Source organism: Psychromonas marina, from assembly GCF_030161115.1.
In the GTDB taxonomy this organism is placed as follows: domain Bacteria; phylum Pseudomonadota; class Gammaproteobacteria; order Enterobacterales; family Psychromonadaceae; genus Psychromonas; species Psychromonas marina.
This window is the reverse complement of sequence record NZ_BSPQ01000019.1, coordinates 21,034-34,088: the sequence shown is the minus strand read 5'-3', so window position 1 is coordinate 34,088 and position 13,055 is coordinate 21,034. Positions and strand designations below refer to the sequence as shown.

Annotated in this window: 12 protein-coding genes; 9 read left to right on the top strand and 3 right to left on the bottom strand. The window is 39.4% G+C overall.

The annotated features are described in order from the left end of the window. The first annotated feature begins 258 nt into the window (after nucleotides 1-258). The 9 genes from QQK09_RS16440 (at nucleotide 259) to QQK09_RS16400 (ending at nucleotide 9,682) form a co-directional block, all read left to right on the top strand. Nucleotides 259-2,799, top strand: coding sequence for a glycogen/starch/alpha-glucan phosphorylase (locus QQK09_RS16440; protein ID WP_431312605.1), 2,541 nt, complete (start codon nucleotides 259-261; stop codon nucleotides 2,797-2,799). A gap of 116 nt (nucleotides 2,800-2,915) precedes the next feature. Next, nucleotides 2,916-3,218, top strand: coding sequence for a DUF406 family protein (locus tag QQK09_RS16435; RefSeq protein ID WP_284205251.1), 303 nt, complete (start codon nucleotides 2,916-2,918; stop codon nucleotides 3,216-3,218). Nucleotides 3,219-3,393: 175 nt separating this feature from the next. After that, nucleotides 3,394-4,725: a DEAD/DEAH box helicase gene (locus QQK09_RS16430; protein WP_431312604.1), complete on the top strand. Its 1,332-nt coding sequence runs from the start codon at nucleotides 3,394-3,396 to the stop codon at nucleotides 4,723-4,725. A gap of 409 nt (nucleotides 4,726-5,134) precedes the next feature. Further along, nucleotides 5,135-5,659, top strand: coding sequence for a non-heme ferritin (gene ftnA / locus QQK09_RS16425; protein WP_284205250.1), 525 nt, complete (start codon nucleotides 5,135-5,137; stop codon nucleotides 5,657-5,659). Nucleotides 5,660-5,891: 232 nt separating this feature from the next. Further along, nucleotides 5,892-6,482 carry a ubiquinol-cytochrome c reductase iron-sulfur subunit gene (gene petA, locus QQK09_RS16420; protein WP_284205249.1) on the top strand — a complete coding sequence of 197 codons (591 nt, stop codon included), beginning with the start codon at nucleotides 5,892-5,894 and terminating at the stop codon, nucleotides 6,480-6,482. Further along, nucleotides 6,482-7,759 carry a cytochrome b gene (locus QQK09_RS16415; RefSeq protein WP_284205248.1) on the top strand — a complete coding sequence of 426 codons (1,278 nt, stop codon included), beginning with the start codon at nucleotides 6,482-6,484 and terminating at the stop codon, nucleotides 7,757-7,759. Before petA ends, QQK09_RS16415 begins: the two co-directional genes overlap by 1 nt. Then, nucleotides 7,759-8,505, top strand: coding sequence for a cytochrome c1 (locus tag QQK09_RS16410; RefSeq protein WP_284205247.1), 747 nt, complete (start codon nucleotides 7,759-7,761; stop codon nucleotides 8,503-8,505). The genes QQK09_RS16415 and QQK09_RS16410 overlap by 1 nt, the downstream gene beginning before the upstream one ends. Before the next feature lie 112 nt (nucleotides 8,506-8,617). Then, the gene (gene sspA / locus QQK09_RS16405; RefSeq protein WP_284205246.1) at nucleotides 8,618-9,247 is read left to right on the top strand and encodes a stringent starvation protein SspA; all 630 of its coding nucleotides are present in this window, start codon (nucleotides 8,618-8,620) and stop codon (nucleotides 9,245-9,247) included. Between the two features lie 15 nt (nucleotides 9,248-9,262). Next, nucleotides 9,263-9,682 (top strand): ClpXP protease specificity-enhancing factor, encoded by a 420-nt coding sequence (locus QQK09_RS16400; RefSeq protein WP_284205245.1) that lies wholly within the window; start codon nucleotides 9,263-9,265, stop codon nucleotides 9,680-9,682. A gap of 80 nt (nucleotides 9,683-9,762) precedes the next feature. Here the strand turns inward: QQK09_RS16400 and QQK09_RS16395 are convergent, their stop codons facing one another. The 3 genes from QQK09_RS16395 to QQK09_RS16385 are packed head-to-tail and all read right to left on the bottom strand — an operon-like array spanning nucleotide 9,763 to nucleotide 13,019. Beyond that, nucleotides 9,763-10,710, bottom strand: a complete 948-nt coding sequence (locus QQK09_RS16395; protein ID WP_284205244.1) for an alpha-L-glutamate ligase-like protein — start codon at nucleotides 10,708-10,710, stop codon at nucleotides 9,763-9,765. A 3-nt stretch (nucleotides 10,711-10,713) separates the two neighbouring features. Further along, complete coding sequence (locus tag QQK09_RS16390; RefSeq protein WP_284205243.1) at nucleotides 10,714-12,240, bottom strand: inactive transglutaminase family protein; 1,527 nt, start codon at nucleotides 12,238-12,240, stop codon at nucleotides 10,714-10,716. A gap of 17 nt (nucleotides 12,241-12,257) precedes the next feature. After that, nucleotides 12,258-13,019, bottom strand: coding sequence for an ATP-dependent zinc protease family protein (locus QQK09_RS16385; RefSeq protein ID WP_284205242.1), 762 nt, complete (start codon nucleotides 13,017-13,019; stop codon nucleotides 12,258-12,260). Nucleotides 13,020-13,055 lie beyond the last annotated feature (36 nt).

Sequence of the window (13,055 nt, the reverse complement as noted above, 5' to 3'; positions counted from 1 at the left end):
GGTACTGGTAGCTCACTTTTTTTTTGCGTGAATAATAATCACTTAAGGGGCGTAGGGTTTAGGAGGGTGACGAAAATAGTATGTTTGTTAATCTATCTGTCATTGGAAACCACTAGCTTAGGGGAAAGGTTGGTGATTAAAGTGTGGTAAATTAATTATATTTATATTAACTTTGTCACTAAATTGGATTTTATAGCATTTTTATCTCTATCTATTTTGTTGGTTCAAAATTTCATTTTTATAAAATATGGGTGTCACATGGAAACAGTAAAGAAAAATAAAGCAAAGAAATCAGTTGCGAAAAAAGCACCGGCAAAGAGCACAGCAAAAAAAAGCAGTGCAGTAAATAAAGTGCCAGAGATTGAATGTACTAGCAAACAGATGCAACAAGCGATTGTGGATCGTTTGCATAAAGGCTTGGGAACAGACGCTGAAAAAGCAAACAATAAAGCGTGGTGGAATGCGACTTGTCACGCGGTGAATGAAGTGGTTTTTGATAAGTTGACACAAACTCAACAAAATCATTCAGGCCAAGATACGCGTTCAGTAAACTACCTATCTCTTGAATTTTTAATGGGTCGTTTACTTTCAAATAATTTACACAATCTACAGCTTTTCAAAGTGACAGAAGAAGCGCTTAAAGCATTAGGTAAAGACCTTTATGAAATTTGCGACGAAGAGCCTGATATGGCACTTGGTAATGGTGGCTTAGGTCGTCTAGCAGCATGTTTCATCGATTCTTTAGCAACACTAGGTTACCCGGCGATTGGTTACGGTATCCATTACGAGCACGGTTTATTTGCTCAATCATTCCAAGACGGTCGTCAAATTGAACGTCCTGATACATGGCGTGAATACGGCAACCCATGGGAAATTTGTCGCCCAGAGTCAATTCAGCATGTACCACTATACGGTTACGTTGAGACTGTTTTTGATGAAGATGGTGGTTCACATAAAGTGTGGCATGCGGGTCAAAAACTTAAAGGTGTGCCATGGGATGTGCCAATTGTAGGTTACGGTGCAAAAACAGTTAATATTTTACGCCTATGGGAAAGCCGTGCAGATGAAGCATTCGATTGGGATGTATTTAATGCCGGTGGTTATGTTGATGCACAAGCTGAGAAGTCAAAAGCAGAAACAGTTTCAAAAGTATTATATCCAAATGATGAAACTCCAGAAGGTAAAGAGTTACGCTTAGTTCAGCAGTACTTCTTCTGTGCGTGTTCTGTTAAAGACATTCTGCGTCGTTTCAAACGTCACAACACAGACTGGACAAAACTTTCTGATAAAGTAGCAATTCAATTAAATGATACGCATCCTACGATCGCTATTCCTGAGTTAATGCGCATCTTGGTAGATGAAGAACGCTTAGATTGGGATTTTGCTTGGTCAATATGTCAAAAAGTATTTGCTTACACAAACCATACGCTACTGCCAGAAGCATTAGAAAAATGGTCTGTTGCACTGTTTGAAAAAGTATTACCGCGTCATCTTGAGATCATCTACGAAATCAACCGTCAATTCATGGAAGTAGTTGAAGCGAAATGGCCTGGCGATGATAGCAAAAAAGCAAAACTTTCTATCATTGAAGAAGGCGATGATCGTAAAGTATGTATGGCAAACCTATGTGTTGTTACTGCATACAAAGTAAATGGCGTTGCAGCGGTTCACTCAGAACTAGTTAAAACAGATCTATTCCCTGAGTACCATGAGCTATTCCCAACTAAATTAGTGAATGTCACTAATGGTGTTACACCGCGTCGTTGGTTAAAAGCGTGTAATCCTAAACTGGCTGCACTTTACGATGATGAAGTTGGTGCTGATTGGGTTGTTAATCTTGATAAACTACGTGGCGTATTACCAAAAGCAAAAGATGTCGCTTTACAAAAACGCTTCATGGATATCAAAAAAGACAACAAAATTGAATTAGCGAAAATTATTAAAGATCTGACTGGTGTAGAAGTATCAGCTGATGCAATTTTTGATATTCAAATTAAACGTCTGCACGAATACAAACGTCAGCAACTAAATATGATGCATATTTTAGCGCTTTATAAACGTCTGCTTGATAATCCTGATTACGATATGGTACCGCGTGTATTCATATTCGGCGCGAAAGCAGCACCGGGTTACCACATGGCGAAACAGATTATTTACGCATTAAATAAAATTGCAGATAAAGTAAATAATGATGAACGTGTTAAAGGTAAGCTAAAAGTTGTATTTTTACCTAACTACCGTGTATCACTTGCTGAGAAACTATTCCCTGCCGCTGATATCTCTGAGCAGATTTCAACAGCTGGTTTAGAAGCTTCTGGTACAGGTAACATGAAGTTTGCCATCAATGGTGCGTTAACAGTTGGTACAATGGATGGTGCAAACATCGAAATGGCAGAAGAGATTGGTGCTGAGCACATGTTTATCTTCGGTTTAAGTGTTGCAGAAGTGAAAGAGTTGAAACAGCAAGGTTATAATCCGTTTGATTATTACTACAACAACCCAGAACTGAAATCAGTATTAGATTGGTTAGATACCGATTACTTTACACCGGGTCACCCTGGCGCGTTATCTGATATCAAACGTTCACTGCTTGAAGGCGGCGATGAGTACCTATGTCTTGCTGATTACGCTTCTTACAGCGAAGCGCATCTGAAAATTGATGCGATGTACCGTGACCAAGCTGTATGGGCTGAGAAAGCAATCCTTAACTCTGGCGCAATGGGTAAATTTAACTCAGATCGCTCGATTGAAGACTACGCTTCAACAATTTGGAACTTAACGAAACACCCGATTAGCTAATACAACAGTATTAATTTTAATCATAAAGGCGATATTAATATTTATTAATATCGCCTTTTTTTTTAATCGCGTTACAATAAAAATAATTACTGAAATTAAACATTAAAGAGGTCGTTATGTCAGAAGATAAAAACACAAATGAATCAGATGTATGTGAAGCATGTGGCACTATTGTAGAGCTAGGTAGCGTGATTGCAGAAGATGATACTGTATTAGTACTTCCTTTCGAAGGTGCTGATCAAGCTGGCGTTAATAAATTGGCTCAAAAGTACATTGATGCCGCTAAAGCACGTTTTGAAACCGTTGAAGTAACGCGAGAAGAAGCAACAACAGCACAAGGTTTTAGCTGTAATGTTACACTCGCATTTGAATGTACCGCTGAAAAACTTATTTTTGAGATGGGTCTAAGCGCAATTTAAGCATTTCTATCTCCAATCTATACAAAGAGCTTACTGGTTAAGCTCTTTTTTTTGTTTCTTGTAAATCTTAATTTCTCCTTTTCTTGCTTAATCGTTATACTACTCACATATTAGTTATTTAATTATTAACTAAACCCTTATTTTATTTTTTATACCTTTTGTATTGGAGAGTCCTTTGCTCATTGATGATTTACCCGTTGATCGCCGTTTACTTATGTCCCTTGCTCATCTGGGATTTACAGAAACAACCCAAATTCAAGCGGAAGCAATTCCCGTTGCAGTGGCAGGGAAAGATCTACTCGCATCATCAAAAACAGGCTCAGGTAAGACTCTTGCATTTTTGTTACCTGCAATGCAGCGTGTATTAAAAACTCGTGCGTTAACCAAGCGAGATCCACGCGTATTAATTTTGACGCCAACGCGTGAGCTTGCCAAGCAGGTTTATTCGCAATTACGTCTATTAGTTTCAAATACGAGTTTGAAATCAACGCTAGTATTGGGTGGTGAAAACTTTAACGATCAAGTAAAACAGCTTGATAAAGACCCGCACTTCGTTGTTGGTACCCCTGGACGTATTGTTGATCATCTTAAGAAAGGGCTATTACACCTCCATGGTTTAGAGTTACTGATTCTAGATGAAGCGGATCGTATGTTAGATCTTGGTTTTGCAGAGCAGTTAAAAGCCGTAAACGAAGAAGCTAATCATCGTCTACGTCAAACGCTTTTGTTTTCTGCAACACTGGGTCATGCTGAGGTTAATGAATTTGCTGCTGAGCTACTTAAAGCCCCAGTACGCATTGCAATTGGTGCAGAAAACCAACAGCATAGTGAAATCACACAACGTTTCTTCCTTGCTGATAATCTTAATCAAAAAGAGAAGTTACTTTTCCACTTTGTACAAAAAGAAGCAACCAAACAGGTGATTATCTTTACCGCAACACGTAAAGATACTGAGCGTTTAAGCGCAGTACTGAATGAGAAAGGTTGTTCTTCACTTGCATTGCATGGCGATTTAACACAAACCAACCGTAACCAAATTATGGATGCATTCTCACGTGGTAAAGAGAAAGTATTGGTAACAACAGATATAGCATCTCGTGGCTTAGATTTATTAAATGTTAGCCATGTAATCAACTTTGATATTCCAAAGCATACTGAAGAATATATCCATCGCATTGGCCGTACGGGTCGTGCTGGCACCGCGGGTGATGCGATATCAATCATCGGGCCAAAAGATTGGGACAACTTCAAAAAAGTTGAATCTTTTGTACAGCAGTCAATCACCTTTGACCGCATTGAGGGGATTAATCCTAAATTCAAAGGGCTAAAACCAGTTGTACCTCAGTCTGCTAAAGCGGGTAAGTTTGTTAAAGATGACAAAAAACAAGCGCAGCAGAAAAAACCAAAAACTAAAAAATCAGTGAATAAAACCTTCCATGAGGCGGCTGATGTTGGTTTTGCACCAATGCGTCGTAAGCCTCGTGTAGAAACCCCAAACGATGAGTAAAAACTGATCAGCTAATAATTGATCTACTAATAAAAAGGGGAATTAATATTCCCCTTTTTTGATCTTGGTTTTTAATGCTGAATTTATCTATCCCTTTAATAACGGCTGATCAGTCTGTCTTTATTCCCCCTTACGTTGCTAAATTCTTACCCTCTAGGTCTTGCTTTAAATCAGCACTTTATGTTTGAGATGGTTGAACTGAAAAGTAGCCTACTCGCAAACCATTAATTATTCTGAATTTCAGCATAATTTTTTTTTGGTTGCTAAGTATCTGAAATAAATGTTTTTGTGGATTTAATGCCCTCCATTTAAATATAGTTAAAATGAGCAGGAGAGGGCTTTGCTTAAAAAGTCATTTACGTTTATTGTAGCTATACGGAGTATATGAAACTAAATGGAGAAAATAATAATGTTAGCAGCAACAATGGTAGAAAAACTGAACGAACAGATTAATCTTGAATTTTACTCTTCAAATCTATACCTGCAAATGAGTGCATGGTGTGAAGACCGAGGTTTTGAAGGTGCGGCGATGATGCTACGTGAGCATGCTACCGAAGAGATGATGCACATGAACCGTTTATTTACCTACGTAAGTGAGACGGGTGCGTTACCCTTAATCGGTGCAATAGATGCCCCACCACATGAGTTTAAGTCGTTGAAAGAGGTGTTCACTGAAACTTATAATCATGAATGTTTGATAACAAAAGCGATCAATGAATTAACACATGTTGCGTTTACGACACATGATTATTCAACCTTCAACTTCCTGCAGTGGTACGTTGCAGAGCAGCATGAAGAGGAAAAATTATTCAAAGGTATTTTGGATAAAATTGAACTTGTTGGTGAAGATGGTAAGGCATTATTCTGGGTCGATAAGGACTTAGCTGAGTTAGCTAAAACGGGAGCAACATCAATTATGGACACGCCCGCTTAACACTATAATTCAATTAAAAAATCCCCTTAATGAGAGCATGGTCAATTAAGCCATGCTTTTATCTACTCCCCCTCGTAAAAGTAATGTTAATAGCTTGTAAATATTGAGCGATTTCTTTAGAATTCAGCCAGATTTTGTGCGCCAAATGATTTTCGATTGATTTTTTGGAGATGGCACTTCACAGTTTTATGTTTAATGGGTTACTTTTGTACCTACCAATGGAGATGGTTAAATGAGCAATGCGCCTGACAATTCTGGTCGCCGCAAGTTTCTAACACTAACAACGGGTGTTGTTGGTGCAATTGGAGCTGCTGCTGTTGCAGTTCCTTTTGTGAAGTCTTGGAGTCCTAGTGAGAAAGCAAAAGCGGCTGGAGCCCCTGTTGCAGTTGATATTAGTAAAATTCAACCTGGTCAATTAATTCGAGTTGAATGGCGTGGTAAACCAGTTTGGGTTGTTTCCCGTACTCAAAAAGTACTTGATGAACTAAGCACGCTTGATGATAAATTACGCGACCCTGCTTCTGAACAAGCACAGCAACCTGATTATGCAACGAACCCGTTACGTTCGTTAAAGTCAGAGATATTTATTGCTGTTGGTATCTGTACTCACCTTGGTTGTTCACCTACTTACCTACCTGATTCATTTTCTGAGCAAGTTGAAGGCGTAGAGTCTGGTTTTTTCTGCCCTTGTCATGGCTCTAAATTTGATATGGCGGGACGTGTATTCCAAAACGTACCTGCACCACTTAATTTAGTTATTCCTCCACACTACTACGTGAGTGAATCACAGATTGTTATTGGCCTTGATAAAGGAGATGCCTAATGCTTAAAAAATTAGTATTAGACGGTATCGACTGGGTGGACGCACGTATTCCGATGACGGAAACGTGGAATAAACATCTAGCGCAATACCCGACGCCAGTTAATTTCAACTTTTGGTACTTTTTTGGTTCATTAGCGATGCTAGTGTTAGTTAACCAAATTCTAACAGGTATCTGGTTGACGATGCATTACAACCCGTCTGCAGAGGGCGCATTCGCTTCTATAGAATACATTATGCGTGATGTACCGTATGGTTGGTTACTACGTTACATGCACTCAACGGGCGCTTCAGCGTTCTTTGTGGTTATCTACCTGCATATGTTTCGTGGTCTTATTTATGGTTCTTACCAGAAACCGCGTGAGCTTATCTGGATCTTTGGTATGTTAATCTTCCTTGTCTTAATGGCAGAAGCGTTTATGGGTTACCTATTACCTTGGGGACAGATGTCTTTCTGGGGCGCACAGGTAATTATCTCGCTATTTGGTGCGATTCCAATTATTGGTGATGATTTAACGCTTTGGATTCGTGGTGATTACGTTATCTCTGGTGCTACGCTTAACCGATTCTTCGCGTTACATGTGGTGGCGTTACCTCTTGCTTTAGTGGCATTGGTCTTTTTGCATATTGTTGCTCTGCACGAAGTCGGTTCAAATAACCCTGACGGTGTTGAGATTAAACAGAAAAAAGGCACTGCATCGGAAGAGGCAAAAGGGAAATTTACTTTCCACAAACAGTACAGTGGTAAAAAAGATATTATCGATGCTGTCCCATTCCATCCTTACTTTACGGTAAAAGATATTATGGGGGTCTCTGGATTCCTAATCTGCTTTGCAGCAGTTATATTCTTTATTCCTGAAGGCGGCGGTTACTTCCTTGAGCCACCTAACTTTGAAGCGGCAAACGGACTAAAAACGCCGGATCATATTGCACCGGTTTGGTATTACACGCCGTATTACGCAATTTTACGTGCCATTCCTGATAAGTTAATTGGTGTCGTTTTCTTTGGTGGTTCAATTGCTATTCTGTTCCTTTTACCATGGCTTGACCGTTGTAAAGTGAAATCGATTCGCTACCGCAGCTGGAAGCATAAACTGAACATCACACAGTTCATTATCTGCTTCATCGTGTTAGGTGTTTTAGGTGCATTACCAGCAACACCATTACTAACGACGGTTGCACAGGTTGCATCAGTTGGATATTTCGGATTCTTTATCGCACTGTGGGTTTACAGTAAAAATGAGAAAACTAAACCATTACCAACAAGGTTGACACACTAATGAAAAAATTAATGATCGCCTTAGTGGCCCTGTTATTTACATTTCCTATGTTTGCTTCTGCTGCAGGTGGTAACGTTCACCTTGAAAAAGCAAATTATGATCTATCAGATAAAGCGTCATTGCAAAATGGTGCCAAACTGTTTATGAATTACTGTTTTGCTTGTCACTCTACAGGACATCAACGTTATCAACGTGTTGCAACGGATCTTGGTATCCCTGACGAGTTGATGCGAGAGAACCTGATTTTTACTGATAGTAAAATCGGTGATTTAATGCATAATAGTATGGATAAAAAAGAGTCTGCTAAATGGTTTGGTGCCGCGCCACCAGATTTAACATTAGAAGCACGCTTACGTGGTGCAGACTGGATTTATACTTACTTACATTCTTTTTATGTTGATGAGAGCCGTCCATTTGGCGTGAATAACACTGTGTTCCCAGATGTTGGTATGCCACATGTATTAGAAGAGTTACAAGGGATATCTACACCGACTTATGAAGTGGTTGTGGATGCTGATGGTATCGAACACAAAACCGTTGTTGCATTAACCAGTGATGAAACGGGTGAGATGTCATCGGATGAGTATGACCAAGCGGTACTTGATCTGGTAAACTTCCTTGTATATGCCGGTGAACCAAATAAGTTAGAACGTCAAAGCTTAGGAATATGGGTATTAGCCTTCCTATTTGTTCTATTTATTGTTAGCTACTTATTGAAGAAAGAGTACTGGCGCGACATTCATTAATCGCAGCTAAAGACTCAATTTCGTTGATAGGCAATGGTGATTTTTTCGCCATTGCCTTTTTGTTTTTAAAGAAACATAATTTTATTATTATTCATAATATTAGGGGATAACTATGGCAGTAGCCGCGAACAAACGTTCTGTAATGACACTTTTTTCTGGTGCTTCAGATCTATATAGCCATCAAACACGCATTGTATTAGCTGAAAAAGGCGTTAATGTTGAAATCACCTATGTCGATGATGAAAACCCATCTGCTGAGCTTGCTGAATTAACACCAAACAGCGAAGTACCAACATTAGTTGATCGTGAATTAGTACTTTATAACTCACGCATTATCATGGAATACTTAGACGAGCGTTTTCCTCATCCGCCACTAATGCCTGTTTACCCTGTAGAACGCGCTAAAAGCCGTTTATTAATGCAACGTATCGAAACTGAATGGTACCCACTTGTTAAACTTATTATGGGCGCTGATGAAGCTAAGTCTTCACTTGCACGCACAACGTTACGTAATAAGATTTTAGAAGTTGCACCTATTTTTGATCACTTCTCTTACTTCATGTCAGAAGAGTTTACATTAGTAGATTGTTACATGGCACCGCTATTATGGCGTTTACCTGAGCTAAAAATTGACTTAGGTATGGACCACTTAGGCATTAAGAGCTACATGGTTAAAGTGTTTGAACGTGAATCATTCCAAGCATCGATGACTGAAGCTGAGCGCGAAATTCGCGTCGGTTAATAACGGAGTTTTCTAATGAGCAGTATGTTAGTGCAACGCCCATATCTTCTAAAGGCATTCTTTAATTGGATCGTGGACAGTGAATGTACACCCCATATTATTGTTGATGCAACACAGCCTTGTGTAGAAGTACCAGAGCAGTTTGTTGAAGATGGTAAAATCGTATTAAACATTGCACCAAGGTCGGTGATGCAGTTTTCAATGGATGATGATGCCGTTGCATTTAATGCTCGATTCTCTGGGCAACCGATGCAGGTCTATGTGCCACTATATGCAATCGAAGGAATCTATGCCCGTGAAAATGGTGCGGGTACGATGTTTCCTGAGGAGCCTGCATATCAAGCTTTAGATAAAGAAGTACAGCCTGAAAAAGAAGTGGAAGTTGCTGAAAAGCCTATCGCGAAAAATAGAGCTGGCTTGAAAATAGTAAAATAGTTAATATTTAACGCTTTTACAGATATAAAAAAACCTAGCTTAGCTAGGTTTTTTTATATCTGTTGCTCAGTACTTTAGCTTTACGATGAAAAGTGCTTTTTACAAAATTCAATTCGCTGCTCAACCGTCATACCATGATCATCACCCAAACTTTCAATCAGTTTTAAGCGCGGTAAAATACCTTGGCCATTGGCAATTTGAATAGCTAAACCAGGACGTGCATTAAGTTCTAATAACATCGGACCTAAATCACGATCTAATACCATGTCGGTACCTAAATAGCCCATACCAGACATCTCATAACAACTAGATGCAAGGTAGATTAAGCGTTCCCATTTAGGGACTTGTAATAACCCTAGCTCTTTACCTGTATCAGGATGAAATTGGACCGGTTTATCAAATTGTACTGCATTGATCGCTTTACCAGAGGTGATATCAATACCAACGCCTACAGCACCTTGATGTAAGTTTGCCTTACCGTCGGATGCGGCTGTCGAAAGGCGCATCATTGCCATCACAGGGAATCCCTTAAAAACGATAACTCGTACATCAGGCACGCCTTCAAAGCTAAAGCCATCAAAGGCATTGTCAAATTGAATCAAGCCTTCTACAACGGCTACATCGGCACTGCCACCCAAACTAAATAGGCCGGCTAAAATATCAGTTACATGGCGCTTAATTTCAGCAAGTGCCACTTCATCGCCGTTGGGTTTATAGTAACGCCCATTTTCGACTTTAGTAATAACCAGAATACCTTTACCACCACTGCCTTTAGCTGGTTTGATAACAAAGCCAGGAGTTCCTTTTATGTAGGTTTCAACACCCTCAACCTCCGCTTGCATTGAGATAACACCAAGCAGTGCGGGTGTTGTAACATTTGCTTCTTTGGCGATAATTTTAGTTTTTAGTTTATTATCAACTAATGGATAAAGCTTACGTGGGTTATAGCGACCAATGTAACCACTGTTACGTTGGTTCATGCCCATAATACCTTTATCTCTTAATTTAAAGGGACTGGAAAAAAACATAGTTTATTCCTTATCAACCAATGGTTTAAAGCGGCGTAATTCGAGTAATCGGTAACCAGTGTAGCTACCTAATAACAATACTAGTGACATCACTACAAATTGTAAGCCGATAAAGTTGAACATTAAGTGACGTGTTACATCGTTGCTCATTACAAAGTAGGCAAGTACTGCTACTAATAAACTACCGCCACCTTGTGCCATTACCTCTTTAGCACCTTCTTCTTCCCACAGCACCGACATACGCTCGATTGTCCATGACAAAATAATCATTGGGAAGAAAGTGATTTTAAGCCCTTCTGTGAGTCCTAGTTTGTATGACAGTACACCAAATAGTGCAATCAGTAGGATAACCATAATAATAACCGTGGATATCCGAGAGACGAGCAAAAGATTGAGGTGTGAGAGGTACGAACGAATAAATAGACCTACGGCTACCAATAAGATAAAACCAACTAAACCAGTGATTAAGCTCGTTTGGATAAATGCCATCGCAATTAGAACGGGCATAAAAGTACCAGAGGTTTTAAGGCCAACTAATACGCGCATCATCACTACAATCAATACACCTAAAGGAATCATTAAGATACCTTTAAACAAAGATTGATCTTCTACAGGCAAGCTGTGGATTGAAAAATTAAATAGGTGATCATTTTCGGATTTTTGTAATAATGCAGAAAGGGCAGGTTGCTCTTGCTCAATCATAGAAAAACTAACTTTTGAATCACTAGCACCAGTAAGTTCAAGTAATGCTACACCGCTTTGATCCCATAACAATAGCTTATCACGGTCAACAGCACCGACTGAACTTGCATCAAACAATCGTGAAGTGATGACCCCTTCAGATTCTTGAAAAACTTCTACTAATGGCGTCAAGTGTTGGCGACGTCGACCATCTTCTAATACTAAAGCACCAATTTTCTTAGTTGGAATTTCCGCTGCGTTTAACAGTGCAATTAGTATGTCAGTTTTACTCGCTTTACTGGTTAATATCAGTGTTACGTTTTGATTAGGTACATCTGCATTCAGTTGCTTCAATACTTCTCTTGTAAAACTATACGCATCAGCACTGGTTTTTAGTGCGTCATTAATAATCGCTCGACCAGCAGTAGAGCTAGAGGCTGTGTACTCTTTATCAAAGAGTTCAGGCATCTCTGTAATTTTTTGGTCGACACTTTTATTATCTTCAAGCATTTGAATATTATAATAAAGTGTCTGTTTTCCTGACGCTTCGCGAATAGTCCATTCAGCACGTTTTGATTCTTTATCTTCTAGAAATGAAAGACCATAACCAGGAGATGCCGCATTTTGGCTTATTTTAGTAAAACCTGCTTGTCGCTCAGGAGTGGTTAACGTTGCTAATACTGGGCCATCATTAGCATTAAAGTCTACCTTTGCATCAATGTTCCAAATGGTACGCGTTTCACCAGGTATCCAGGGTATATCTAACGCCATATGACGTTGTACAGATTGAAATACGCCAAGCGACATTAAGCTTGCGACTAAGACAAAGAAAAAAATACGTGCATTCATCATTGTTTCCTATCTATTTATTTTTCAGCGGATGCTTGAAATTTTGGGAAGCTATACTCTTTACTTACATCAACCAGGATCACGTCGCGCATAAAGCTACGGCCGATTAATACTGGATATTCCATGTGTAAACGGTTGGTTAAGGTAAACTCTGTTAGATGAGCAACATCGCCAATACGAACATGTAACTTAACAACTGGACGCTCATTCTCAACACCCGGTTTGCTTGATTGTATTATTTTCGCAATACGTATAATTTTAGCTTCAATAACATCTGCTTTCTCACCCTCTGAGTGAGCTAGGTTGAAACGTACCCATTTTTGACCGTCGCGTTCAAAGCGTTCCATATCAACCGCATTGATAGAAGATGTTGCGGCACCAGTATCAATACGGCCTTTGAAGTTTTCTTTTGCTGTTGACACATAAACCCATTCGGCTTGACCAAGAATAGTTTTATCATCAGCATGTGTTACTTTGGTTTTATCTGTTCGGTGTTCAGTTGCCGAGTTTTTTTCTGATGCAGCAATCGCAGCTTTTAATGCAGCTTGGCTTTTTGCTAAATCACTGCTTAATGCGGATATTTTTTGTTCGTTAGCAGCTAAGGTCGCTTTTGACGTTGCTAGTTCAGATTGTGTTTTCTCAGTTAAAATAGTTGACTCGCTGAGAGAGCTTTCAAGGTTAGTGATCATCTCTTGCTGTTCTGTGTTAGCTGTAGAGGCGCAGCCTGTGATTGCAACAGCGGTAAATGCAGCGAATAGTGTTTTTTTGTTTAAAAACATGAATGTCCCTTAACGTGATAAAAAAATAAATTAATA